At 63.0% G+C, this 25,622-nt stretch carries 19 protein-coding genes; 14 read left to right on the top strand and 5 right to left on the bottom strand.

Annotated features, from left to right (window positions below; genetic code table 11):
* The first annotated feature begins 69 nt into the window (after positions 1-69).
* From ACZ1JC_RS02915 to ACZ1JC_RS02905, 3 genes are read left to right on the top strand one after another with little or no spacing between them, the layout of a single operon-like run.
* On the top strand, positions 70-564 hold the full coding sequence (locus tag ACZ1JC_RS02915) for a nuclear transport factor 2 family protein (protein ID WP_465139398.1): 495 nt from the start codon (positions 70-72) through the stop codon (positions 562-564).
* Complete coding sequence (locus ACZ1JC_RS02910; protein WP_465139399.1) at positions 561-1,337, top strand: SDR family NAD(P)-dependent oxidoreductase; 777 nt, start codon at positions 561-563, stop codon at positions 1,335-1,337. The genes ACZ1JC_RS02915 and ACZ1JC_RS02910 overlap by 4 nt, the downstream gene beginning before the upstream one ends.
* Before the next feature lie 34 nt (positions 1,338-1,371).
* Complete coding sequence (locus ACZ1JC_RS02905) at positions 1,372-1,806, top strand: hypothetical protein (RefSeq protein WP_465139400.1); 435 nt, start codon at positions 1,372-1,374, stop codon at positions 1,804-1,806.
* 197 nt (positions 1,807-2,003) lie between these two features.
* On the opposite strand, the gene ACZ1JC_RS02900 is transcribed toward ACZ1JC_RS02905, so the two are convergent.
* Both ACZ1JC_RS02900 and ACZ1JC_RS02895 read right to left on the bottom strand, forming a co-directional pair.
* Entirely contained in the window at positions 2,004-3,308 is a 1,305-nt protein-coding gene (locus ACZ1JC_RS02900) for a DUF2264 domain-containing protein (RefSeq protein WP_465139401.1), read from the bottom strand.
* 2 nt (positions 3,309-3,310) lie between these two features.
* Positions 3,311-4,213, bottom strand: coding sequence for a DUF4861 family protein (locus tag ACZ1JC_RS02895; protein ID WP_465169064.1), 903 nt, complete (start codon positions 4,211-4,213; stop codon positions 3,311-3,313).
* A gap of 22 nt (positions 4,214-4,235) precedes the next feature.
* Between ACZ1JC_RS02895 and ACZ1JC_RS02890 the strand changes: the two genes are divergently transcribed.
* The 7 genes from ACZ1JC_RS02890 (at position 4,236) to ACZ1JC_RS02860 (ending at position 15,441) form a co-directional block, all read left to right on the top strand.
* A complete protein-coding gene (locus ACZ1JC_RS02890) occupies positions 4,236-5,126 on the top strand; it encodes a FadR/GntR family transcriptional regulator (protein ID WP_465139403.1) in 891 nt (296 codons plus the stop codon).
* 82 nt (positions 5,127-5,208) lie between these two features.
* Positions 5,209-8,076, top strand: a complete 2,868-nt coding sequence (locus ACZ1JC_RS02885; protein WP_465139404.1) for a TonB-dependent receptor — start codon at positions 5,209-5,211, stop codon at positions 8,074-8,076.
* 73 nt (positions 8,077-8,149) lie between these two features.
* Positions 8,150-9,448 (top strand): MFS transporter, encoded by a 1,299-nt coding sequence (locus ACZ1JC_RS02880; RefSeq protein WP_465139405.1) that lies wholly within the window; start codon positions 8,150-8,152, stop codon positions 9,446-9,448.
* Positions 9,445-10,623 carry a glycoside hydrolase family 88/105 protein gene (locus tag ACZ1JC_RS02875; protein ID WP_465139406.1) on the top strand — a complete coding sequence of 393 codons (1,179 nt, stop codon included), beginning with the start codon at positions 9,445-9,447 and terminating at the stop codon, positions 10,621-10,623. Before ACZ1JC_RS02880 ends, ACZ1JC_RS02875 begins: the two co-directional genes overlap by 4 nt.
* Positions 10,624-10,635: 12 nt before the next feature.
* On the top strand, positions 10,636-11,472 hold the full coding sequence (gene kduI / locus ACZ1JC_RS02870; RefSeq protein WP_465139407.1) for a 5-dehydro-4-deoxy-D-glucuronate isomerase: 837 nt from the start codon (positions 10,636-10,638) through the stop codon (positions 11,470-11,472).
* Positions 11,473-11,495: 23 nt separating this feature from the next.
* Positions 11,496-14,720, top strand: coding sequence for a glycoside hydrolase family 2 TIM barrel-domain containing protein (locus tag ACZ1JC_RS02865; protein WP_465140308.1), 3,225 nt, complete (start codon positions 11,496-11,498; stop codon positions 14,718-14,720).
* A gap of 190 nt (positions 14,721-14,910) precedes the next feature.
* Entirely contained in the window at positions 14,911-15,441 is a 531-nt protein-coding gene (locus ACZ1JC_RS02860; protein ID WP_465139408.1) for a hypothetical protein, read from the top strand.
* 132 nt (positions 15,442-15,573) lie between these two features.
* Here ACZ1JC_RS02860 and ACZ1JC_RS02855 read toward each other — a convergent pair whose 3' ends face one another.
* The gene (locus ACZ1JC_RS02855; RefSeq protein ID WP_465139409.1) at positions 15,574-16,437 is read right to left on the bottom strand and encodes a helix-turn-helix transcriptional regulator; all 864 of its coding nucleotides are present in this window, start codon (positions 16,435-16,437) and stop codon (positions 15,574-15,576) included.
* A gap of 98 nt (positions 16,438-16,535) precedes the next feature.
* Here ACZ1JC_RS02855 and ACZ1JC_RS02850 point away from each other — a divergent pair, with 98 nt between their 5' ends.
* Positions 16,536-17,432 (top strand): SDR family oxidoreductase, encoded by an 897-nt coding sequence (locus tag ACZ1JC_RS02850; RefSeq protein ID WP_465139410.1) that lies wholly within the window; start codon positions 16,536-16,538, stop codon positions 17,430-17,432.
* A 36-nt stretch (positions 17,433-17,468) separates the two neighbouring features.
* Here ACZ1JC_RS02850 and ACZ1JC_RS02845 read toward each other — a convergent pair whose 3' ends face one another.
* Positions 17,469-19,679, bottom strand: coding sequence for a DUF3772 domain-containing protein (locus tag ACZ1JC_RS02845; RefSeq protein ID WP_465139411.1), 2,211 nt, complete (start codon positions 19,677-19,679; stop codon positions 17,469-17,471).
* A gap of 334 nt (positions 19,680-20,013) precedes the next feature.
* Entirely contained in the window at positions 20,014-21,858 is a 1,845-nt protein-coding gene (locus tag ACZ1JC_RS02840; RefSeq protein ID WP_465139412.1) for a hypothetical protein, read from the bottom strand.
* A 225-nt stretch (positions 21,859-22,083) separates the two neighbouring features.
* Here ACZ1JC_RS02840 and ACZ1JC_RS02835 point away from each other — a divergent pair, with 225 nt between their 5' ends.
* The 3 genes from ACZ1JC_RS02835 (at position 22,084) to ACZ1JC_RS02825 (ending at position 25,599) form a co-directional block, all read left to right on the top strand.
* Entirely contained in the window at positions 22,084-23,145 is a 1,062-nt protein-coding gene (locus ACZ1JC_RS02835; RefSeq protein WP_465139413.1) for an NAD-dependent epimerase/dehydratase family protein, read from the top strand.
* Between the two features lie 253 nt (positions 23,146-23,398).
* The gene (locus tag ACZ1JC_RS02830) at positions 23,399-25,417 is read left to right on the top strand and encodes a carbon starvation CstA family protein (RefSeq protein WP_465140309.1); all 2,019 of its coding nucleotides are present in this window, start codon (positions 23,399-23,401) and stop codon (positions 25,415-25,417) included.
* Positions 25,414-25,599: a YbdD/YjiX family protein gene (locus tag ACZ1JC_RS02825; RefSeq protein WP_465139414.1), complete on the top strand. Its 186-nt coding sequence runs from the start codon at positions 25,414-25,416 to the stop codon at positions 25,597-25,599. Before ACZ1JC_RS02830 ends, ACZ1JC_RS02825 begins: the two co-directional genes overlap by 4 nt.
* The last annotated feature ends 23 nt before the right edge of the window (positions 25,600-25,622 follow it).

Raw genomic sequence — 25,622 nt, 5'->3', positions numbered from 1 at the left:
GATGGCGACATAGGCTGCGGGCAAGCCTCGATACGAAACCGGCAAAATCAAACGGGGAGAGGAATGGGAATGGACGTCGAAGCCCGTCTGGCCGCGCTTGAGGCGCGCTGCCGCAAGGCAGAGGATCACCTGGAAATCCTAAACCTGCTAAACACTTACGGTCCGCTGGTGGACAGTGCCACGGCAGGACCGGCCGCCGATCTGTGGCAGGAGGGCGGCGGCTACAGCTTCACTTTGCCCGATGGCGGCACCCGGCGCCTTTCCGCCCCCGAAGAGATCGCAGACATGTACAGCTGGCCGGGGCATCTTGAACTGGTGAACACTGGTTGTGCCCATCTTACCGCCACGCCCAAGATCACCGTGGATGGCGATGCGGCGCAGGCCGTCGGCTACTCCGTGGTCGTGCTGAAGGAGGAGGATCGCTGGTTCCTCTGGCGCGCGGCGGTGAACCACTGGACTCTGGTGCGGACAGAGGACGGCTGGCGCATCGCCGAACGCGTCAACCGCGCATTGGACGGTTCGCCGGACAGCCACGAGATCATGCAGAAGGTGGCGCGGATATGAGCCGCTTCGAGGGCAAAGTGGCGATCATCACCGGCGCCAGCACCGGGTTGGGTCCAGTCATGGCCACGATGATGGCCGCGGAAGGCGCCCGATTGGTGCTTGCGGCAAGGCGCCTTGAACTCGTGGAGGAAGTCGCCGCCGCCATCGGCCCCGCCGCGATCGCGGTGCGCGCCGACGTCACCGACGAGGCGGACGTTGCCGCTATGGTAGAGGCGGCGATGGACCGCTGGGGCCAGGTAGACGTGATGATGAACAACGCCGCGGTTCCCGGCACCGACAAGTGGATCTGGGAGCAGACGGTCGACAATTTCCTGGACACCTATCGCACCGACTGCATGGCCGCGATGCTTTGCACGCGTGAGGTGCTCAACCGGTCGATGCTGGAACGGCGGACCGGATCGATCGTCAATTTCTCATCCAGTGCGGGGTGGGACGGGATGGTGCGGAAGAGCCATTATTCCGCCGCCAAGGGCGCGCTGCGCATTCTAACCAAGACCATCGCGCGCGAGGTGGGAGAGTTCGGCATTCGCTGCAATTGCGTGGTGCCCGGCGCGATAGGCACGGACCTGATGGTCAACTACATGAAGCGCGTCGCGGGCGAGCAGGGAAAGACCTACGAAGAAGTGGAGGCAGGTCTGGTGGCCGGGCTGCCGCTGAAGACTTTCTCCAGCCCGGAGGATGTGGCGCGCATGGCGCTGTTTCTGGCGTCTGACGAAGCGCGGACGATCACCGGGCAGTCGATCAATGTCGATGGCGGTCTGGTGATGTCGTAACCGCATGAAAAATCGGAAAAAAAGGGAGAGGAACATGGCGAACGAAATGCCCGGGGCGAGCGAATTTTCCGGCCTTACCCGCAAGGTGATCGAATATAGCGAGGCGTTCTCTGCGCTGGTCGAGAAATCCAAGACGCAACCCCTTGAGGACGCCGATTGGGCCGCCATCGAGCGCCTAGTCGATGTGGACAGCTACGTCCGCATGGGCGTGTTCCTGGGCCCGCAGGCCGAAGTGATCGATTGGGCCCAGTACAAGTACTATATCACCCAATATGCGGCCGGAACGTCCTGGGAGGGAACGCTGCGGCACGTTACCGAGCAGCCGGGCCGGGTGATCCTGGAACTGGAGGAGCGCAATGCGCGCGGCGACGTAACCGATGTGTCGAACACGGTGACGATCTACGAATTCGACGATGCCGAGCGGATCCGCCATCTGGACGTCTACGTCATGCCGCTCGAAAAGCGGTGAACCTCACGCCATCGCGTGCCCCTGCGCTCCTCTAAGAGTCCGTTTGAAAAATGCCCGCAGGGGCATTTTTGAGGCGGCACCGGCCCTCTCCCCCACCCTACCACCCATCGGTAGTATCCTGCGGGTGGTAGGGTGGGGGAGAGGGCCGGTGCCGCAAAATTCGCATTTCGCGAATTTTCAAACGGTCTCTAAGGATTTCAGAAGTCCACGTAATAATCCTTTGGAAAATCTGCTCCGCCATAGGCCTTGCGCATGGTCCAGGGCTGTCCCTCGGCTTGCCAATAGCTGTTGCTGGCTGGCAGCCCGAGCGCGAGCAGGCTTTCGGCGGCGATATACATGCTGCCGGCATTCGAATAGACGTCGCCCAGGCTGGGCTGATGACGGGCGAAGCCGATCGTCAGGAACCCCTGGGCATTGAAATTGCTGGGATCGGCAAAGATGCGGCGCTGTGTGGCCAGTGTGGCGGCGCGAACCTGACCTTCGGGCAGTTTGGCATGAAGCTGTTTCTTCCATGCCAGATAGGCTAGCGGCTGGTGCACCGCGGTGCGGTAGGTCAACGATCGCCCGACCGGCGGAAACGCGCCGTCCGGGCCGATCATGCGTTCCAGGGCTTCGCCGAAGCGCTGCATCCGCTTGATCTGCGTGGCCAGCCTCTCCTCGGGGTTCAGCTTGTTGAACTTGACCCCGGTGCGGACGAGTACGTCCAGTATCTGCGTCAACATCGGGTGGATGACATAGCTGTTGTACATGTCGAAGTGGAAATGTTCGCCATCGCCGTACCAGCCATCGCCAACGTACCACTCGCCGAACTTGCGGATGGCAAGGTCGATCCGAATGGGGTCCCACTGCGCGCCGACCGATAGCAGGAAGGCCTCGTTCATGGCAGCGAACAGCAGCCAGTTCGTATAGGGCGGGGTTACCCGGCGCAGGCCCTGGATTTCGGCGATGATCCGCGCCTTGGTGGTTGCGTCCAGCGGTTCCCACAGGATCTGCGGCGCGCGCAGCAGCGCACTGGTGAAATAGGCGGAGTCCACCAGCGGCTGGCCCTCCGCGCTCCACAGCAGGTAGTCCGGGCTCTTGGGGTCGACGCTGTGGACGTAGCTGGCCAGCGCCTGTTCGCGCAGTCCGGCACGCAGGCGTGATTCCGCGCTGCCATCGTCCGGCAGCGTCAGCCACGGCGCCAGCCCGTCGATCAACCGGCCGAATGCCTCCAGATAGGCGACCTTGGGATTGCGGCCGTCCCAGGTGGGGCTGAGTTCCGGCGTCCATTCCTGCTGAAGCCGCCCGTTCGCCATGCGTGAGAGCACCGGCGTTGCCATGCGTTCCAACAGGCTCAGCATATAGGCGCGATCTTCGGCACCCGAATGAAGACCGGCCTGGCCGAACGGTTTTTGCCCTGCGACGCGGGCAGTGGCGCGGGCAGTCGCCGCGCCGGTCGAAAGCGCCGCAGTGCCGGCCACGGCGCCGGCCAGCATCGCGCGGCGATCCAGATTCATGGTCATGTTCAGTCCTTCGGAATCGAGAAGTCGAGCGTTTGAGAGGCGGCGTAGGCGTCCCACGCCTCCCGCGTCGTGAAGCTGTCCTGCCCTTTGCTCCACGCGCTGCCCGAATAGTAGACGAAGGGCTTGCCGGGCTGAACGTTGAGCAGGACGAGGTAATTGTCCGCATCCTGCCTGATGTCGGCGATCATGCCGGGATCCACGCGCACCGCGATCGCCATGCGGCCATGCGCGCCGTCTTCCGGGCCCCACCAGGAAATCAGGCCCTTGGCGCGGTCCACGGTCACTTCGCCGTCACGCGCGCCGGTCGTGCGCTTGCCTAGACCGATCCCGACCACCAGCGGGGCAGGGGAGTCCGATTGCAGCGTCGATACCAGCCGTGTGAAATGCGTGCCCAGCGGCAGCGTGAAGCGCCGCGTTTCCCATACCTTGCGATCCACATCCACTGGCCAGGGGGCGTAATCCACGCTGAAATCGGCTTCTTTTCCGCCGGATTTCAGGATGCGGGCACGCACGTAATTGCGTGAGGTCCACAGCTTGTTGTCCTGCCAGATGCCCAGCCCACCGGCGCCGCGCGCAGTGCCGACGTTGTAGAAATCCAGACCCTCGCCGTGATAGCCGTGCTGGTCGCCGCTGCGCAGTTGCCGGTCTGCGAACGGCCAGGGCACGTTCTTGCCCCAGCTATCGATGCCCGATCCGGACGGCGGCTCCGCCGCTTCCAGAGCGCGGCCATAAATCCGGTGTGCGGTCTTGTCGTTTTCCCAGAGCAGGTCGTCATAGCGATAGGGGGCGAACTGGGCCACTGCCGCCGGAGTCTTGCTCTCAGGCGCGGGAAGCGGCTTATCCATTTTCAGCTGCGTGTCAGCCTGCTGCTGTTGGGCGAGTGCACCACTCGATGCCCAGCCCATCGCCAGCCCCGCTGCAACCAGGGTGCGCGCCGATCTTCGAATTTGCCGCATGTCCTCTCCAAGACTATGTGCGAAAGTTGTATGCCAACCTGATAAATTGCTATCTGTCGTTTGCCAAGAGCTTCGTGTAGGAATGGGCAGTGCGGGAGGTTCTTCTTCCGCCGGTGACGAAAGACTTCCCATGGTAAAAGCCGCCTCCCTGGCCGATATCCTCTATGCGAAACTGGAGGAGGAAATCATCTCCGGGGTCATACCTGCCGGATCCAAGCTGCCTTCGCAGAAGGATATTGCCGAGCGCGAGGAAGTGAGCCGGACCGTTGTGCGGGAGGCGGTGGCGCGGCTTGAAGCGCAAGGGTTCGCGGTGGCGCGGCAGGGGTCAGGCGTTTATGTGTCTGAAAACGCCCAATATCGCGCCTTTCAGGTGACGAAAGAAGAGCTTACGGAGCTTTCCGACGTTATCAAGCTGCTGGAAATGCGGCAGGCGATCGAGGCTGAAATGGCCGGTCTGGCCGCCGCCCGGCGCACTCAGGCTGATATCACCGAAATGCGTGCGGCGCTGCGTCGCATGCGTGACGTTGGGGACGATCCCACGGCTTCCGCGCAAGCGGACACCGAGTTCCATTTGGCGATCGCACGGGCCACGCAGAACGATTATTTCGTAAGATTCATACAGTTCCTGGGTGTGCGGCTGGTCCCGCCGCGTAGCCTCTATCTGCGCGACCAGTCGGAGGATGCGCACCAGGCCTATGTCGGCAAAGTTCGTGACGAGCACGAGGCGCTGCTGGAGGCGATCATCCGGATGGACATAGAGGGCGCACGCACTTCGGCGCGGCTGCACATGCAGGAGAGCCTTATCCGCCATTCCGAACTAAGCGATGCCATCACCGGTGTGGACACACGCGAAAGGCCCTAAGTAGTCCGACAATTGACAAATAGATATGGTTGTATGACAACTTTCTCATCACGCGGCGAATCGCGGATGAGGGAGGATGTTCATGAGGGTGGTTACTGCCGCAGCATTGACGGCGAGCGCTTTGGCAATCCTGGCGGCGAGCAACGCAGCCCATGCGCAAGAGGCAACGGCGTCGGGTGATCCGGCTGCCGGGGCATCGGCGGACGCATCGACGCCGACGACCGAGGACATCGTCGTCACCGGGTTTCGCAAGAGCCTTCAGCAAGGCATCGAACTGAAACGCGAAGCCGTGGGCGTGCGCGATTCCATTGTGGCTGAGGATATCGGCAAGTTCCCCGAGGCGAACGTCGCGGACTCGCTCCAGCGCATTCCCGGCGTGTTCCTGTCCCGCGATGGCGCGTCGAACGAAGGGCAGCGCATCAGCATCCGCGGTCTGGGTTCGGAATTCACCGTTACCACCATCAATGGGGCGCCGGTCCACACCACGTCATCGCAGAACGTCGGATCGTCCACACGCGATTTCAACTATGACGTCTTCCCGTCGGAGTTGTTCGGCCGGGTGGACGTCTACAAGTCGCCGCTGGCCAATCTTGAGGAAGGCGGTATCGGCGGCAATGTCGACCTGCAAACGCCGCGTCCGTTCGACAGCGCGGGCCGGGTGATCCGCTATACCGCGCAGGCCAACTACAACACCCAGTCGAAGAAGTGGCAGCCGCGCGGATCGCTGTTGTTCAGCGATACCTGGGGCGATTTCGGCGTCCTGCTGGGCGCGGCCTATGCCAAGAACGTCAACGAGCGTTCGGGCTTCCAGTCGACCGGCGGCTACAACTCGTCCGCGATTGGTTCCCTCGCCTATCAGGGGCCAACCACTGTGGGCGGTCCGTTCCAGTTCCAGATGGACCTGGACAATCCGCTGGCGAACTTTGGCGATCTGATCCGTGATGAGATCAATAACGCCTACTTGCCGCGCTTCTACCGCGTGTTCACATCGAACAATACACGCGAACGCATAGGCCTCGTCGGATCGATCCAGTACAAGACCGATCGGCTGGACGTCAGCGTGGACGGTATCTTCTCCGAACTGAAGGATCAGGCGGACGAATTCACCTTCGGCGCTGCGGTACGCAATTCGCGCACGGTGCCGGGCACCACCAATGCGCCCGGCGTCGGTACGAATTCGGGCATCATCCCGCTCGATGTGCATATCGACGAATTCAACAATCTCTACGGCACGTTCGGCAACACCAGCTTTATCCAGGAAAGCTTCTTCCGCAACGCGCGGACCCGGTTCAAGTATGGAATCGTGCGCGCCGTTTACGACCTGACCGACAATCTGAAACTGTCGGCGCAGGGCAATCTCAGCGACAGCAATGCCCGCTACACCGCCAATCGCATCACCAGCAATATCTACGGCATTACCAGCACGTTCGACCCGACGGTGAACGTCACGTATCCGACGATCAGTTCGCCGGTCGATTTTACCGACCCCGCCAACTTTACCGCGCCGGGGCTGGGCTTCTCGCTCAATCGCGAGATCGACAGGGAGAAGACCGCCCGCGCCGTGCTCGACTGGACGCCGGTGGACGATGGCGATCGTACGTTCGCGATCAAGCTGGGCGGCAGCTATGTGGATACGGGCAAGGAAATCTCGCAGCAGGACGGAAGCAGCATTGCCTCTGCCCAGCTCGCCGGGCTCGATGTGTTCTCGTACATGGATCCGTACATCCAGTTCGGCCGAATCCGTGACGGCGGCAATTCGGGCTATCCTTCTCAGTTCGCGACGTTTCCGCGCTCTTTCGTGATGGACGATCTGGACGCCAATGCCGCCAACGCGGCGGCGCCGGTCAATCTCAATGGCGCGTTCAAAGCCAATGAGATCGTCAAGACCGGCTTCTTCGAAGCCAACTTCACGCTGCCGGTCTTCGGGCGCGAGTTGCGCGGCAACGTGGGCATGCGTTATTCCAACACGCGGACGATCATTCACAATTACCAGAGTGCAGGCTCAGGCGTGTTTCTGCCGCAGCGGCGGGAGGGCGGCTATGATAACTGGCTACCCTCCGCGAGCCTTGCCTATGATGTTACCGACAAGGTGGTCGTGCGCGCTTCCGCGGGCAAGACGATTACCCGCGCGGCGCTGACTGCGATTGCCGGCGGCACCATCGTGCCCAATGTGTTCAACGCCGACGTGACGGTGGGCAATCCGAACCTGCGGCCGCAGATGGCCACGCAGTTCGACGCCGGCGTTGAATGGTACTTCGCGCCGGGCGGCCTGCTCAGCATCGGCGCGTTCAAGAAGGACATCGTCGATCGCGCCATGGCGGTGCAGGACTTCGTTACCTTCGGCTCGCTCGGCCTGCCGGACAGCGCCTTCAACGCGGTTGCGCTGGGCTTTCCCGACGGCGACATTCCCGACGATTTCCTGATCCGCCGGACGCAGTACGTCAATCAGGGCGAACTGAAGCTGAAGGGCCTGGAATTCGCCTATCAGCAGAACTTCACCTTCCTGCCAAAGCCGTTCGATGGACTGGGCTTCACCGGAAGCCTGACGCTGATCGACCAGAAGGGCGACGACTTCGTGACGATGGAGGGCACGCGTGTACCGATCCAGTTCGTGCCGAAGTATTCGTACAGCGCCACCGCGTTCTACGAAAAGGGCCCCTTCGCCGTGCGCGCTTCCTACAACTACCGCGCCAAGACCGGCATCACTTCGCAGAATACCGGCAACGACCAAATTCCCTACACGGCGCCGCAAGGCTTCCTGGACGGGACGGTCAGCTATAAGCTGAACGACATGATCGAGCTGCGGATCGATGCGCTGAATATCACCAACGAGAACGTCTACATCTTCTACTCCGATCCGGACGGCCCGAAGGGCAACGGCAAGTCGCGGCGCGACAATTCGTTCTTCAACGGCACCACTGTCTCGTTCGGGGTTCGCGGCAAATTCTGAGCCACTCCCAACTGGGCGCCCGGGTCCATGGTTCGGGCGTCCTCTCTTTCGCGAGGGGATGATAATGCAGCAAATGCCGCGGGAAATCTTGGAACAGCCTGTCGTCGAACGGGCCGCGGGCAGGGCCGGGCGCTATCGCTGGGCGATCTGCGGCCTGCTGTTCGCGGCGACTGCGATCAACTATGTCGACCGCCAGATGATCGGCGTGCTGAAGCCGGTGCTGCAAGCCGATCTGGGCTGGAGCGAACGCGAATATGCAGACATCGTGTTCTGGTTCCAGTGCGCCTATGCGCTGGGCTTTCTGGCGATGGGGCGCTTCATCGATGCGGTGGGCGCGCGGCTGGGCTATGCCGTGGCCTTCACGTTTTGGACGCTGGCGCATGCCGCGCATGGCCTGGTGGGCAGCGTCACCCAGTTCATCGTGGTTCGCTTCGCATTAGGCGTGGGTGAGGCGGGGAACTTCCCGGCCGGCCTGAAGGTCGTGGCGGACTGGTTCCCGCAGCGCGAGCGCGCCTTTGCGATCGGCCTGTTCAACGCCGGCGCCAATGTGGGCGCGATCGCCACACCGCTGATCGTGCCGGCCATCGCGATCGCATACGGCTGGCGGGCGGCGTTCATCGCCACGGGGCTGGCCAGTCTGATATGGGTGGCGGCATGGCTGGCGATCTATCGCCGGCCGGAAGAGCATCGACGCGTCTCGCCGGAGGAACTGGCCTATATCCGCAGCGATCCCGTCCAACCGGCAGAGCGGCTGCCCTGGGGGCGGCTGTTCGCGGTGCGGCAAACCTGGGCCTATGCTATCCCGAAGTTCTGCATCGATCCCATCTGGTGGATGTTCCTGTTCTGGCTGCCGGACTTCCTGGGCAAACGCTATGGGCTGGATCTCAAGAGCTTCGGCCCGCCGCTGGTCGTCATCTACCTGATGTCGGACCTTGGCAGCGTGGCGGGCGGCTGGATATCCTCGCGCCTGATCGCGCGGGGCTGGAGCGTCAATGCCGCCCGCAAGCTGACCCTGCTGGGTTGCGCGCTGGCGGTGATGCCGGTGATGACCGTCCAGTCGGTGAACAATCTCTGGCTGGCCGTGTTGCTGATCGGCTTGGCGACTGCCGGGCATCAGGCCTTCTCCGCGAATATCCTGACGCTGCCGTCAGACCTGTTCCCGCGCGCGGCCGTGGGCTCGGTCGTCGGCATCGGCGGTACGGCCGGTGCGATAGGCGGTATGCTGATCGCCAAGTTCGTCGGCACCGTTCTGCAGTTGACCGGCAGCTATGCACCGATCTTCATGGTTGCCGGATGCGCCTACCTTGTCGCCTTAGTGGCGCTTCACCTCATCAGCCCCCGCCTGATCCCGACAGGAGAGCTTGCCTCGTGACTATCCGAAACCTGATCCCCGCCGCGATCGTCTGTGCGGCCATGGCGACACCTGCTTTTGCCGCGCAAGCGCCCCAATCTGCTGCTAAGCCTGTTGCGGCCCAGCCTGCAAAGTCGCCGCTGGCCGCAGCGGTGAAGCTCGCCGATTGGCAGCTCGCCCATCTCGACGATCTCTCGCACATCCCCCGCGCCACGGACGAGACGCGCAAGACCCGCGGGTGGGAGCAGGCGGTATTCTGGGTCGGCATGACTGCGCTCGCCGATGCCGGCGCGCCGCCCCGGATTACCGAAGCGGTGCTGGCGATGGGCCGCCGCAACGCATGGCGTCCGGGCGACAACCTCTACTTCGCCGACGATCAGGCTATCGCGCAGGCCTATGTCTGGGCTGCCGCGCACGGCGGCGGAGAGGCGGCGCTGGCACCGACCAGGGCCGCCTTCGACACGGTGGTGGACAAGCCCGCGATCACCACCCTGGCCTTCGCCATCCCGCCCGAAGGCTATGGGGCGACCGAGTGCCTCAAGCGCTGGTGCTGGTGCGACGCGCTGTTCATGGCGCCGCCCGCCTTTGTGGAACTGTCCCGCCAGACCGGCGACAACCGCTACCTGACCTTCGCGATGAAGGAGTTCTGGGCGACCACCGACTTCCTCTATGACCCGGTCGAACATCTCTACTACCGCGACAGCCGCTTCTTCGAACGGCGCGACAAGGGCCGAAAGGTGTTCTGGAGCCGTGGCAACGGCTGGGTGTTCGGCGGCATGGCGCGGGTGATCCCGCAACTCGATGCCGGCAGCGCCGACCGCGCGCGGATGGAGGCGCTGTTCAAGGACATGGCGGCCAAAGTGAAGACCTTGCAGAAGCCGGACGGCTACTGGGCACCCTCGCTCCTTGCCCCGGAAAACTCTCCGCCCGAAACCAGCGGCACGGCGTTCTACACGTATGGCATCGCCTGGGGCATCAATCAGGGACTGCTGCCGAGGACCGAGTACGAACCGGTTGTGCGCAAGGGCTGGGCGGCGCTGGAACGCGCGATCCAGCCGGACGGCCGCCTTGGCTGGGTGCAGCAAGTGGGCGATCGCCCCGATCAGGTTCTGCCCAGCGACACCCAGTACTTCGGCGTTGGCGCCTTCCTGCTTGCCGCGACGGCGGTGGCGGAACTCGACCGCAAGCCGCGCTGACGGAGACGATCCTTGTTCGAAAAGACCTACTACGGGATCCATCCCGGCATGATGCAGGGCGCCAGCAACGAGGACTTGCGGGAACGGCATCTCGTTTCGGGCCTGTTCCGCGCGGGTGAGATCGTGCTGACCTATTCGCACGGCGAACGCTTCATCATCGGCGGCGCCGTGCCGGGGGGCGAGCCGCTGGTGCTGCCGCGCCAGACCGAACCGGAAAGCGCCGCCGGGCACTCACTGCTGGAACGACGCGAACTGACGGTGATCAACATTGGCGCGGGCGAGGGGACGGTCACAGCCGATGGACAGGCGTTTTCGCTGGCAAAGTACGAGGCGCTCTATGTGCCGATAGGCACCGAAACGCTCAGCTTCGCGGGCGAGGGTGCGCGCTTCTATTTGCTGAGCGTGCCTGCGCACACCGCGTTCCCCTTGCGCAAGGTGGGCATGGCGGAGGCCAACGTCATGCAGCGCGGCAGTCTGGAAAATTCCAATGCGCGCACGATCTATCAACTGATCCTGCCGCACACGTGCCAGAGCGCCTCTATCTGCCTGGGGCTGACCCGGCTGGAACCGGGAAGCGTGTGGAACACGATGCCCCCGCACGTTCATGAGCGGCGCTCGGAAATCTACCTCTACTTTGATCTGGAGCAGGACGACCGGGTCTTTCACTACATGGGCCGGCCGGACGACTTGCGCCACATCGTCATGGAAAACGAGGATGTGGTGATCTCTCCCCCATGGTCAGTGCACATGGGCGCGGGCACGCGCAACTACAGCTTCATCTGGGCCATGGCGGGCGAGAACCTGGATTATGAGGACATGGACGTCCTCGACATCTGCCAGCTGCGATAACGGGAGAGAATTAGGTGTCTCGCATGGGAAAATGGCGCGCGGCGGCAGCCGGTATCGCATTGACGGCTGCAACCACGGCGCAGGCCCAGCCGCCGCAAGTGCAGCCGGTGCAGGTCGATCCGTCCCGTCCGGATTGGGAAAATCCTGCCGTCAACGCGATCGGCAAGCTGCCCCCTCGTGCGACCGGGTTCCCGTTCGAAAGCCGCGAACGTGCGATGGCTGGCCATCGTACGCACTCATCCCGGTTCCTGCTGTTGAACGGCGAGTGGAAGTTCGCACTTTCGCCCAGCGCCGACGCACTGCCGGCCGGCTTCGAAAAGCCCGAATACGACGTATCGGGCTGGAAATCGATCAAAGTCCCCGCCGACTGGCAGGCCGAAGGGTTCGACCAGCCGCGCTACAACAACATCACTTATCCCTTTCCGGCCAATCGCCCGCTGATCCCCCACGCAACCAATCCGGTCGGCTCATACCGCCGCGACGTCGACGTGCCGGCGGGATGGAGCGGAGAAGACGTGATCCTGCACATCGGCGCGGCGGGATCGGCTTACTATGTCTGGGTGAACGGTCAGAAGGTCGGCTACTCCGAAGACAGCAAGCTGCCGTCCGAATTCGATGTGACGCGCTTCGTCCATGCGGGCCGCAATACGGTGGCCATCCAGGTGTTCCGCTGGTCCGATGGGTCCTATCTCGAAGATCAGGATTTCTGGCGCGTTTCGGGCATCGAGCGTGAGGTCTTCCTGATGGCGGCGCCGAAAACCCGTATCCGAGACTTCTTCGTCCATGCCGGGCTGGACGACGGCTTTACCACCGGAACGCTGGCGATCGACGTCGCTGTGACGCCCGGCGCGGCGACGAGCGCGCGCTATGTCCTGATGGACGGAGACCGCGCGGTTCTGGAAGGGAGGCAACAGGTCTCTGCCGGACAGGCCGAACGTACCGTGACGCTCAACGGCCGTCTGCCGGGCGTGAAGCCGTGGACTGCGGAAACCCCCAACCTCTATTTCCTGCTGGTCGAACTCTACGACGCCAAGGGGCGCATCATCCAATCGACTTACGCGCGCATCGGCTTCCGTAATGTCGCGATCAGGAACGGCCTGGTCACCGTGAACGGCAAACCGATCACCATTCGCGGCGTCAATCGGCACGAGCACGATCCGGAAACCTTTCATGTGATCTCGCTGGAGTCGATGGAGCGCGACATCCGGTTGATGAAGCAGAACAATATCAACGCGATCCGCACATCGCACTATCCGAACGATCCACGCCTCTATGAGCTTGCCGATCGCTATGGCCTCTATGTCATGGATGAGGCGAACCTCGAGAGCCATGCCTACATGGACTATGCCAACAAGCATCCGGAACATCGGGCGGAATTCCAGCTGGGCTTCGATCCGGCGTGGAAGGACGCGCATGTCAGCCGTGCGGTGAACATGGTTGAGCGGGACAAGAACCACCCCTCCGTCATCTTCTGGTCGCTGGGCAACGAGGCGGGCATCGGTCCGAACTTCGCCGCTGCTGCCGCTGCGGTGAAGGCGCGCGATCCGGACCGGCTGGTAAGCTATCTGGGGTGGGGCACATGGGACGGGATCAGCGACCATCGCCCCAACTGGTACGCGGATATCTACGCGCCGATGTATGATCCGGTAGAAAAGATGGTCGACTATGCCACGAACTGGAACTTCAAGCAGCCGATGATCCAGTGCGAATATGCCCACATGATGGGCAATTCGGGCGGCAATCTGAAGGAATACTGGGACACGATCTACGCTTATCCTAACAAGCTGCAGGGCGGCTTCGTCTGGGATTGGGTGGACCAGTCGATGTACCGATATACCAAGGACGGGCGCCGATATTGGGGCGATGGCGGCGAATATGGCCCCAATCCGGGCGGGGATATCGAATTCGGCGACGGGCTGTTGCAATCGGATCGTACCCCGAACCCGGCGCTGTTCGAAGTGCGCAAGGTCTATGCGCCGATCCAGTTCGACGGATTCGATCCGGCGACAGGCCGTGTCACCGCGCGCAACAGGCACGATTTCATCGACCTTTCGGGCTTTACGTTCGATTGGGAACTGCTGGAGAACGGCATTGCCGTGGCGCAAGGCGTGCTGCCAGCTCCAGGCGTGACCGCTCATCAGGCGGGCACGCTGACGCTACCGATCGGGACGTTCCCCCTCCGCGCCGGGGCGGAGTATTTCGTGACCATCCGGGCTCACGCCAAGGCACTAGCCGTGCCGGCGGTGGAGGATGGGCGCGTGATCGGCTGGGAGCAGTTCGCGCTTAATCCGGGGGCACGTGTCCTTGCGCCGGCGGTCGCAGGGCCGGTATCGACTTCGGAAAAGGGCGGAGTAATCGAACTCTCGGCAGGCGGTGTCAGCTTGACGGTGGACCGCAAGACGGGGTTGCTCAAGTCTTACGCCCGCAATGGCCAGCTGTTGTCGTCTGGAGGCACGCCCAACTTCTGGCGTGCGGTGACGGACAACGACATTGGCATCGGAACAGAGCGCCAACTGGCGGTGTGGAAGACCTTGAGCCACGAACGCAAGGTCACGGCCGTCACGGCGCGCGCGGTCGATGGCGGCGCGCGGGAGATCGCGGTCACCTACGATCTGGGCAAGGGCGACGCGCGTTTTGCGCTCAGCTACCGCATGGAGGGTGACGGTTCCGTTACGGTTTCGGGCGAACTCACACCGCTCAATCCCCAATTACCGCCGCCGTTCCGGGTGGGGCTGGAATTCAATCTGCCAATCGATCTGGATACGGTCGAATGGTACGGACGCGGGCCGCACGAAAGCTATGTCGACCGCAAGACATCGGCGCCCATCGGCCTCTGGCGGGGGCCTTTGGCGGGGCAGAACCACGACTACATCCGGCCGCAGGAGACCGGCAACAAGGTGGACGTGCGCTGGATCGAGGTATCGGGCGGGGGCCGGGGCCTACGTGTCGAAGGGGGCGTCCCTTTGATGGCGAATGCGCTGGCCTTCCCTTATGAGGATCTTGACCGGCACGCGCCCGGCACGTGGAAGTCCACCGACATCCGGCCGCATGACCACGGCACTTTGCTGATCGACGGTGCCCAATGGGGTGTAGGCGGCGATACGCAATGGAGCGAATTCGGCAAGCCCATGCCCCAATACCGCACCCGCCTCGAACCCACGCGTTTTGCATTCCGGATTAGCGCTTTCGACGGCACGGGGACCTCTCCGGAAAAGGCGAAGCCCGCCAACGAAGCGGAAAGCGAATGATGCGATCGGGAGAAGAAATGCAGGCGTTGCTTGTCGAGGCGAGAGGAGGCTGATCCCCTCCGGACGGATAGTAGCCTTCGGCATTCACACCGTCTTGGCCTGAGGAGCGCTCAGTCAATCTCAGACCGCTTTCGGTCTCTCCAAAGGCGCCTATTCGCTTTAGCGGGAGCATGGAAAAGCGGAGACGACTATGAGCACCTCTTCACCGGAGCGCCGGGATCACGATATTCCCTGCACTGACGAGGCCGCTCTCCATAAGGATGTTCATCTCGGATTGCAGATCTGCCGGGCCAACAGTCTGTCGCTCACGCGGCTTCAGCTTGCTCTGAGAAAGGGCGACAGGCGCGGCGTGCTGGAAGCGATCGACCGGCTGCATGACCTGGATGCCCAGATCGGCCGTCTTCTGCAACGACTGCCCATCTCCGCCAACGATGATCTGGAAGCCCAAGCGATCTGCAAATACATCGACGAGCAAAGGATGGCGGTCGCGTTTGAAAGGCTTGCGCTTGTAAGTCAGGTAAGCGGTCCGGATATGCTATCTCCCACCGATGACTGGAGCGCTCCAAATCGGGCGAAAATATCTGGCGGGGGTTCCTCCGACCAGGCTGGCTCACCGATCACGATGCATCGACAGTTCTCTCCGATAGCGCTGGGCCTCGTTCTGGCGCTTTTGGCGCTTGCGGCTGTGGTTGGCGTGATCTTTTTTACTTCAGGGGCTTAGGGCACAGCCCCAAAGTGGGTTGTTAACGCCGCACCCGTGAACGACGACGGCTGCTATCCGGAAACCGAGATGAGGTGGTCAACGACCGCTCTGTCGGCGGTTGTTGCCGAGCTGGACATGGACCGGCGGGTTTCAAACAGAAAGTGTTGGTCCAGCTTCCGCAGTTTCCTGAATCAATCTCTTCAGTCGGCCGGCAGTTTCCGCCGTTGCCGGATTGTAGACCATCATGGTGAGATCGGGGCGTCCCTCCACCGCGAAAGTCGAGAATTCCAGCTCAATGGGGCCGATCATATGATGGGAAAGACGCTTGACGCCGTCGCCGTGCCCCACGACTTCATTGTCCCGCCACAGCGCCGCAAATTCGGGGCTCTGACGGGAAAGTTCCTCCACCAGTTGCGTGATCTCCGAGCCCGCGCCGGCGCGCGCGGCATCGGCCCGAAACGCGCCGACGACGTATCGGGCCACCGTTCGCCAGTCTTCCTGGGCGGCCTGAATGCGTTCGTTCGAGAACATCAGCCGCAGGATATTGCGTCCTTCGCGGGGGAGCGTGGAATAATCGGTCAGCACGGCTGCCGCCGCCACGTTCCAGGCCAGTACGTCCCAGGTCGCCGTGCGGATGATGGCCGGGCTAAATGGAAAGGCGTCCAGCACGCGTTGCAGGCGCGGAGTAATCCCCTCCGCCTGGCGGTAACGGGCTTCGGGTGGATGACCGAAAGCCAGGATGAAAAGGTGTTCTCGCTCCGGCTCGGTCAGCATCATGCCGGCAGCCAGGCGGTCTAGCACGTCCGCAGAAGGCGCGCCGCCGCGGCCCTGTTCAAGCCAGGTGTACCAGGTGGCGCTGATGTTGGAGCGCTGCGCCACTTCCTCGCGCCGTAAGCCCGGCGTGCGCCGGCGTTCGGCAGGAAAGCCGAAAGTTGCCGGGTCGAGGCGCATCCGGCGATCGCGCAGAAAAGTCCCAAGAGCGTTGTCTTCAGCGGTGGCGGACTTTTGCGGCACGGGCGATCCTGTTGACGGCTATACCATGATAACGTCACTACTTTAACAGGAAGATGCGAAAGCCGAAAGAGCAACTCCCCCAATCGGAGTTTCCATTCATGCGCGTATTCCTGACAGGTGCCACCGGCTTCATCGGCTCTCGCATCGTGCCCGAACTGCTGGCCGCCGGCCACCAGGTTGTCGGCCTCACGCGGTCCGACGCGGGCGCTGCTTCCCTAAAGGCTACGGGTGCCGAAGTGCATCTCGGATCGCTGGAGGATCCGGAGCAACTTGCCGCCGGTGCGGCCGATGCCGACGCCGTGATCCACACCGCTTTCGACCACGACTTTTCCAACTTCGTGGCCAATTGCGAAAAGGACGGCCGGGTAATCGCGGCGCTCGGCACCGTGCTGAAAGGCACGGACCGTCCGCTGATCATCACCTCCGGCACCGGCATGGGCACGCGCGCAGATGGCGGGCTGGCGCGGGAGGATGTGTTCAATCTGGACCATCCCAACCCCCGCACGATATCGGAACGCACCGCACAGGACCTGCTCGACGCCGGCGTGAACCTCTCGGCCATGCGGCTGCCGCAGGTCCATGACACGGTGCGGCAGGGGTTGATCTCCCCCTATATCGACATCGCCCGCCAAAAGGGCGTCGTCGCTTATGTCGGGGAGGGGGCGAACCGCTGGCCGGCGGCACATGTTCTGGATGTGGCGAAGCTCTATGTATCGGCTGTGGAGCGCGGAGAGGCCGGCGCCCGCTACCACGCGGTGGCAGAGGAAGGCATCTCAGCACGGTCGATCGCCGAAGTGGTCGCGACGGGGTTGGGCCTGCCGCTCGTTGCGCTGAAGCCGGAGGATGCGGCTGCGCACTTCGGCTGGTTCGCGATGTTCGCCAGCCTCGACATGCCGGCATCCAGTGCGTGGACGCGCCAAGTGCTTCGCTGGCAGCCGACCGGGCCAGATATCCTCAGTGACTTGCGAGCCATGGATTATGCCCCGGTGGCATAAAAGTGAGGACAAGTAAGCGGCAGGAATGGGGCGCATTTAGACGGATTGCTCATTTGTCAGTGCGCCCACAAGCTCCAGCCGCTGCGGGACTGTACCGATCTGGATTCCTTCCTGGCGAAAGCGGCGCAGGAGAGTTGCAAAGGAGTTGCTCCGGGCACTGTAGGCGGCGCGCGGCGTGGCCACATGGGCGAAGCTGTTGAAGAATATACGCCCGTCGGCGATGGAATCGATGAAGACCGATGGGGCGGGTTCACTGAGCACGCTCTCTTCGCCCGCATAGGTTTCGAGCACGATCTTGCGAATTTCGTCGGCATCGACGTCGATGGGCACTGAAAACTGGATCTGCAGGCGGCCCAGTGGACTGGCGAGCGTTTTGTTGAGGACTGTCTTCGTGATGAGTTCCGAATTCGGAACGATCAGGGTGGAGTGATCGCCCAGTTCGATCTCGGTCGATCGGACGCTGATGCGCTTCACGTCGCCTTCGTCCGTGCCCACGCGCACGAGATCTCCGATCTTGATGGGCCGTTCGGCGAGGAGAATGAGGCCGGATACGAAATTCTGGGTAATCGCCTGAAGACCGAAGCCGATGCCGACGGAGAGTGCCGATAGGAGAATGGCTATGCGTTCAATGCCGATCCCGAGCGACGCCAATCCCCAGATCACGGCCAGCGCGACGCCGACGTAGCGCGCGACGAGACTGACCGAATTGCGCCCGCTGCCGTCGAGGTCGGTGGCAGGCAAGTAGCGATGATCGAGCCAGCGCATGAAGGCTTTGACCAGGGTAAGGCCCATGAAGAGGACCAGTCCCCCTCGTACCAGCGCACCGGGCGACACGCTGACGCCGCCTACCTCGAACCCTTGTGCCAGGAGGCCAAGGCGGCCGAACAGGCTGTCCACGTTTCCTGCGCCGAACGGGGAGAGCAGCATGCCGAGTGCCAGTATCGCAACCGTAACGCGCAGGACGCCCGAGAGCAGGACGCCAAATTGGTCGATCGCACTGCCGCGCAGCCCCAGGCTGCGGACCAGCGCATTTCCGAAAGGGCTGGAGCGGTCAAAAACCGTAGACGCGACATCGTCGATGGCTGTCATCAGCAGGTAGACGCCGGCGGCGAGGACGACAGCCCAGGCGATCATCTGAAGCACGAAAAGGCTGAGGCTGAAGTATCCGGCAAGCAGTGCCAGAAAAGCGCCGCTCACCGCCAGCCAGGCCAGCAGGTTGACCAGCCCGAGCCCGGCATTGACTTGTTCGCTGGCCCCGCTTGACTTCGCGGAGCGCAGGCGACCGAGGGTGATCAGTGTCGCGCCGATCAGGAGAATATGGCCAAGGGCGAGAATGGCCTGAGTGCAGGCCGTGGCCGTCGCACTGGTCCCCATTGCCTGATTCAACGCGCCCAGCATGATCGCGCAAAACGCAAGGCATCCCAGAACGATCGTATAGGGCCGCAGACGGGAGGCGGCCTCATCGCTGAGCCGCGCAATTCGCCAGGAGGGCTGGCTGCGCATCAGCAGCGCCCCCAGCACCGACATGGTGAAGCCGGAGGATGCAGAAGCGGCAACGAACGTGCCCGCCAGCCTATCCCAGCCCTCGGGTACCATCGAGGCCCACCGCAGACCCTGAATGAGCGACAGAGCGGCAAGGAGCGGCGTAAGCGTGCCGACCAGAACTCGCCACAAGGCATTGGCAGACCGGCGGACGGAGCGCGCGGGAAACCCTTCGGTCAACATCTTTCGCCCGGCGCGCCGCACTATCGCGCGAAGCGGAACCAGAATGAGAAAACCGACTGCAAGGCCGAGCAGGGCGAGCCAGGGCATGCCCTTCTCGAAACTGTACGCCAGTTGCGCTTGGCCCTGATGGACGAACAGGGCTACTCGCCTGCTGTCTCTGGGCCAGGCATGGGCAAGGGCGTTCCAGAAACCCGGCGCAAGCGGGGAGGGGGAGCGTGCGGAAAGCTTCTCACCCAGTTGCTGCGCCTGGCTCTCCGAAATCTCGTCGGCCAACTGTTGGGCCTCAACGGCCAGCAAGTTGCCGCGCTTGATAGCGGAATCGATGGCCGAGCGCTGTTTTGCAAGGCTTGCCCGCTGGCGCTGAATGTCAGGCGCTTCTCCGCTGCTCGACTGGGGACCAAGGCCCTCCAGCTTCGCGTCGAGCAGCGTGAGCTGTTCCTGCAGCTTGGCACTGGTGTCGGCTGCCGAAGATTTGGCGGCCAGAACCTTGGCCAAAGCCAGCTTCCGGTCGCTGTCGCTCATCCGCGCGTCCATCGATTGATCGACCGACCGGATATCGGTTTCTGCCTTCGCAAGGTCCGAGGATAGGGATGTCAGCGGAGACGATTGCGCGAACGTCGCGCTCGGCACGCAAACCGCCATCAGCATCAAGGCCATGAACTTCAGCGCCAGCCTTTTAGCGAGCATTCGGGCGATCTCCATTTCTTGCAGACCCGGCGGGACGTGTGCCGGCGATGCGAGCGCCTTTTAGGGGCCGGTCGATCTGATACAATCGCAGAGCGGGGAAAAGAGCGGGATGATCGGCAGGCAGACGCTGCGTTCGCGCTTCATCGCCCTATCGAGCCTTCGTCTGGTTTCAATTGGCCGGACGAGAGGCGACGGGTTGAGCGGGCGATCCTGCTGCGTTGCGAATGATCGCCATTAGAGCGAAGCTCGCTAATGCAAGGAGGCTGAGGACCAGCGCAGCGAGACTGACGTACGCCGCCACATACTGGCGCACCGGCCAGGCGTGTTCGAACGGGCGATAGCTTCGGAATGCCTCTGCCTGTTGGCGCTGATTGGATGTGAATTCGTCGCCGGGGCGGCAGCTGTTTTCTTCTGGATAAGTATAGCAGGCGGGGTTCTTGAGATTGAGCCATTGGCCGTGCGTTTCAAGCACAGGACCGGTCGTAAGCTGCGCCTTTCGGAACACCTCCATGCGATACCCGAACATCGGCTCATAGCAGGGGAAGCTACTCGTCCCATCGACCATGGCGGCATTTCTGCCAGCGTCATTGGAACGGATCTTTCCAGCGACCATCCATGGGTCCGCAATCCGTTCGATTTGTGGCACCGCGGCGCCGACCGCGACGCGCGAATAGGCGGCCAGTAGCGGCGCGGGATCATAGCCCTGGGCCTCGTAGTAAGTCATATCGGTGGCGGCGGCTTGTGCGATCGTCAAGGCGATCGCGGCGGTGACCCACCAGGCGCGCCGGTCCGGATCGGCGATGAGGTAGTCCATCAACAATGCCGTCAGAACGCACAGAAAAGGGATGTAGACGAACCAGAAGCGCAGCAGAACCGACATCATCTTGACAACCGGAAGATGCAGAACCAGCCAGCGCAAACCCAAGGCATCCCAGTTCAGCAAGATCGGTATGGTCAAGACCAGCGCCAGCGTGACGATCAGCGGCCAGGACCTGAACGCGGTGCGCGCTGTCAGATCTCCGCAACGGACTGCAGCCCAGATGGCGGCGCCCAGAACCAGCAGTGGGACGATGCCGACCCCATATTCAAACTCCACGCGATCAAGCACGAGCTTGTCGGCGGGGAAAAAGGCTAATGCTTGGGGCACAAACAGCGACATGATGGCCCCGCCTGCCAAGGCAACGAGATTTCCCGTCATGCGCAGGCTCACCGGCCGCGTGACGTGGCTGGCAAAGGCGAGGGCAGGCAGCAGCTTGTAGGCGCACAAGGCAAGGCAAAGCAGCGCGGCGATCACGGCCACTGGAGCAATACCGCGATGCCAGCCTCCCCGGTAAATAAGCAGCAACGCCAATGTGACCATGGCAAGCATCATCGGAAGAATGGTGTTGGTCCCTCCGCTGTAGAAGAGGTAGGCCAATAGTAACCCGGCCAGAATACAGCGCGCGGCAGGGCCGATCATGCGCTCTGCATTGGCCCGCAATCCCTTGTCAGGAGAACTACTGGCAGGCCGGGCAAAGACCAGCAGGGCGATTAGCGGTAGAAGCATGACGCCATGGAAGGTCACGTGGCCGATGATCATGCGCGTGGTGTAAAAACCATTCAGCAGAAAGAGCGCGGAGCCCAAAAGCGCAGAGGCCGTCGAGACGGCATAGACACGCCGCAAAAGCGCATACATGCCGCCGGCTCCGGCAAGGCCGAAGAATATCCAGGAAATGACAAGGCTGGTAAGGGGCGTGAATATCGCCATCAGCGCTTGCGGCAGTGACCAGAATACCGATTGTGGGTTGAAAAGGAACGGTACACCGCCGCAGAATGATGGAATGTACTCAGCCGGTGTCAGCGGGCCATTCACTGTCTGCCAGAAATATCCAGCGGTGAACCACGGCATGAACAGGCCGTAGTCGTACCCTAATCGACCTGCTCCGTTCGGGAAGAAGCGTGCGATGTTCCAGGTGAAGTATGCCAGCGCGCCTATCGCAGCGGCCCAAGGCGCCAGGTTGAAAGTGCGGCGCATCACTTTTCAGGTCCGGCTTGGGCGATGGTGGTTTGCGGCGGGCTCAGTAGATAGCTGATAATACGCCGCTTCCTGATCTTCACGTCCCCACCCCCGTCGCTGTCCCGATCCGGTTAGAGCATGGAATGAGTCATGCAATCCATCAATATCCGTAACGGCGATGCGCCGCCCGGGAGTGTGGGGAATTTGCGGTGCTAAACTGCATCGTCGCACCGATGGTTCGCCATGGTCCATTGCATTGGCCGCCAACGTGAAGAGGAATTCCGCGAAACGATCGGGGATGCGACGATGGGCGAAGTGGGCGAAAGGCCGGTACTGGTGGCGGGTGCCAGCGGCTTTGTGGGCAGTCATATCGTGCGCCTGCTGACGCAGCGCGGTCGCAAGGTGCGGGTGCTGCTGCGCAAGTCCAGCCGGACTGACGCACTGGAAGGCTTGCCGGTGGAGATCGTCCACGGCGATGTGCTCGATCCTGCATCCCTGCGCGCTGCGATGACGGGCTGCGCCACGGTGTTCTACAGCGTGGTGGACCCGCGCTTCTGGCTGACCGACCAGACGCCGATCTACCGCAACAATGTGGAGGGGCTGGTGAACGGCATGGACGCCGCGCTGGCCTGCGGGGTGGAGCGCTTCATCTTCACCAGCACGATGGGCACGCTGGGGCTCAACCCCGATGGCCCGGTGACAGAAGATATCCCCTTCAACTGGCGCGACCGGGCGCCGCCCTACATCCGTGCCCGTCTGGAGGCGGAAGAGCGTTTCCTGGCCTATTGCCGCGAAAAGGAGCTGCCCGGCGTGGCTCTGTGCGTCGCCAATACTTACGGGCCGCAGGACTATCAGCCGACGCCGCACAATGGCGCGCTGTGGCAGGTGGCGTCGGGCAAGCACAAGCTTGTGGTCAGTTGCAGCCAGCCGACGGTCGATATCCGCGACGTGGCCGAAGCGGCGCTGCTGGCGGAAACCCGGGGCCGGGTGGGCGAACGGTACATCATCGCCAACGAATACGTCCACGCGCGCGAATTCTATGGGCTGGCTGTGGCCCAGCGCGGGCTGCCGATGCCGCGCATCCTCCCCTATCGCGCGGCCTATGCCATTGCGTGGATCGGAGAGACCCTGATGAAGCTGACGCGCCGCAAGGACTATGTGATCAGCACCGATGCCGTCTATCTTTCCGACGCGTTCCGGGAACTCAGCCACGAGAAAGCGCAGAGGGAACTCGGCTGGAAACCGCGGCCCTTGTCCGAAACGGTGCGCGACGCGGTGGCCTGGTTTTCCGCCGCCACAGTTTGAAACGGGGAGAGTCCCGCCGCCGTCCGGGCGCCGATGGCCGGACTACATTCTGGTGACCCGGTTTGAGGTGAAGAAGACGAATTGGCGGCCCGAGCGGGGCCTTTCGATCCCGTTCCTGGAAAAGCGCACGGACGGATGAACTGACCATTCCGCGTCACAAGCACTTGCAGGCGCGGTGCATTCCTGCGCAAACCCGAGGTTCAAGAGGCAAGGGAAGAGGTAAGGCGCCGTGCACAGGATCGGCTGGATAGTCATGGCCTTGGTGGCCACGGTTTCGCTGGCAGTGGTCGGCCTGTCGCGCGGGGAGCCGATCAATGCCTTGTGGATCCTGATCGCGGCGGTCTGCTCCTTCCTTGTCGCCTACCGCTTTTATGCGCGCTTCATTGCCAGCAAGGTCATGCGGATAGATCCCGCGCGGCCTACCCCGGCGATCTACCGCGCGGACGGGCTGGACTATGTGGCGACGGACCGGCGCGTGCTGTTCGGCCACCACTTTGCCGCGATTGCCGGTGCCGGCCCGCTGGTGGGGCCGGTATTGGCCGCGCAGATGGGCTATCTGCCGGGGACGCTCTGGATCATCGTCGGCGTCGTGCTGGCAGGCGCGGTGCAGGACTTCATGGTGCTGTTCGTCTCCATGCGGCGCGACGGGCGTTCGCTGGGCGAACTCGTGCGCATGGAGATGGGGCAGGCGGCCGGGGTGATCGCGCTGTTCGGTGCGTTCCTCATCATGATCATCATTCTTGCGGTGCTGGCGCTGATCGTCGTCAAGGCGCTGGCGGCCAGCCCGTGGGGCCTGTTCACGGTCGCCGCGACAGTGCCGCTGGCGCTGCTGATGGGCGGCTATACCCGCTGGATCCGGCCGGGGCGGATCGGCGAAGTCTCCGTGCTGGGACTGATCGGCCTGATTTTCGCGCTGATTTGCGGCCAGTGGGTCGCGCAGTCGCCGTTCTGGGGTCCGCTGTTCACGCTGACACCGATACAGCTTTGCTGGATCCTCATCGGCTACGGCGCGATTGCCTCGGTACTGCCGGTCTGGCTGCTGCTGGCCCCGCGCGACTATCTCTCGACGTTCCTGAAGATCGGCGCGATCTGTGCGCTGGCCGTGGGCATCGTCATCATGGCGCCGCCGCTGCGCATGCCCGCGCTGACCGCTTTCGCCGCTAACGGCGGGCCGGTATGGTCCGGCGCACTGTTTCCGTTCCTGTTCATCACCATTGCCTGCGGTGCGGTTTCCGGATTTCACGCGCTGATCGCCAGTGGTACCACGCCGAAGCTGATCGCCACCGAGGCGGATGCGCCAATGATCGGCTATGGCGCGATGCTGATGGAAGCCTTCGTGGCGATCATGGCGCTGATCGGTGCCTCCATCCTCGATCCCGGCATCTATTTCGCCATGAACAGCCCGGCCGCCGTGATCGGCACGGAACCGCATCAGGTGGCGCAGGCCGTCACCGCCATGGGCTATCCGCTGTCCGCCGATACGCTGGTGCAGACCGCGCGCGATCTGGGCGAGCACACGATCATCTCCCGCGCGGGCGGCGCGCCGACTTTGGCCGTCGCCATGGCCGAAATCTTCTCCCACGTGGTCGGCGGGCCGGCGATGAAGGCGTTCTGGTATCACTTCGCCATCCTGTTCGAAGCGCTGTTCATCCTAACGGCAGTCGATGCCGGTACGCGTGCCGGGCGGTTCATGCTGCAGGACCTGATCGCCATCGCGGTTCCGCGCTTCGGCAAGAATGAGGGGATGGTTCCGGGCCTTGTCGCAACGGGCCTGTGCGTTGCGGCCTGGGGCTTCTTCCTGCATCAGGGCGTGTCCGACCCATTGGGCGGGGTGAACACGCTATGGCCGGTGTTCGGCATCGCCAACCAGATGCTGGCGGCGATCGCGCTGATGCTGGGAACCGTGGTGCTGTTCCGCATGAAGCAGGATCGCTACGTCTGGGTGACGGCACTGCCGGCGGCATGGCTGCTGCTCTGCACTGGCACGGCCGGATGGCTGAAACTGTTCGCTGCCGACCCGAAAGTCGGCTTCCTTGCCCACGCGGCGAAGTTCGAGGCGGCGGCCGATGCCGGGCAGGTGCTGGCGCCGGCCAAGTCGCTCGCCGAAATGCGGCAGGTGATCTTCAACGACCGCATCGACGCCGCGCTCGTCGGCGTGTTTCTGGCGGTAGTGTTGGCGCTGCTGGTGTTCAGCCTGCGCACCTGCATCGCCTCCCGGCGGAGCGCCGTGCCGACCACAAGCGAAGTCGTGGGAACGGTGGTAACGGCATGAGCGGCCTGTTCGCCACGCTGCGCCGGTCGCTTCACCTGATGGTCGGTCTGCCCGATTACGAGGATTACCTCGCCCATATGCGCGCGCACCATCCCGAGCAGCCGGTGATGGACCGCGTGGCATTCTTCCGCGATCGGCAAGAGGCGCGCTATGGCGGCAAGAACGGCGGACGCTGCTGCTGAGCGGGGGTAGTGCGCCTATCCGC

It is taken from the genome of Sphingomonas sp. BL-S-28 (genome assembly GCF_055521515.1).
This window is presented reverse-complemented; position numbering and strand designations above follow the sequence as displayed.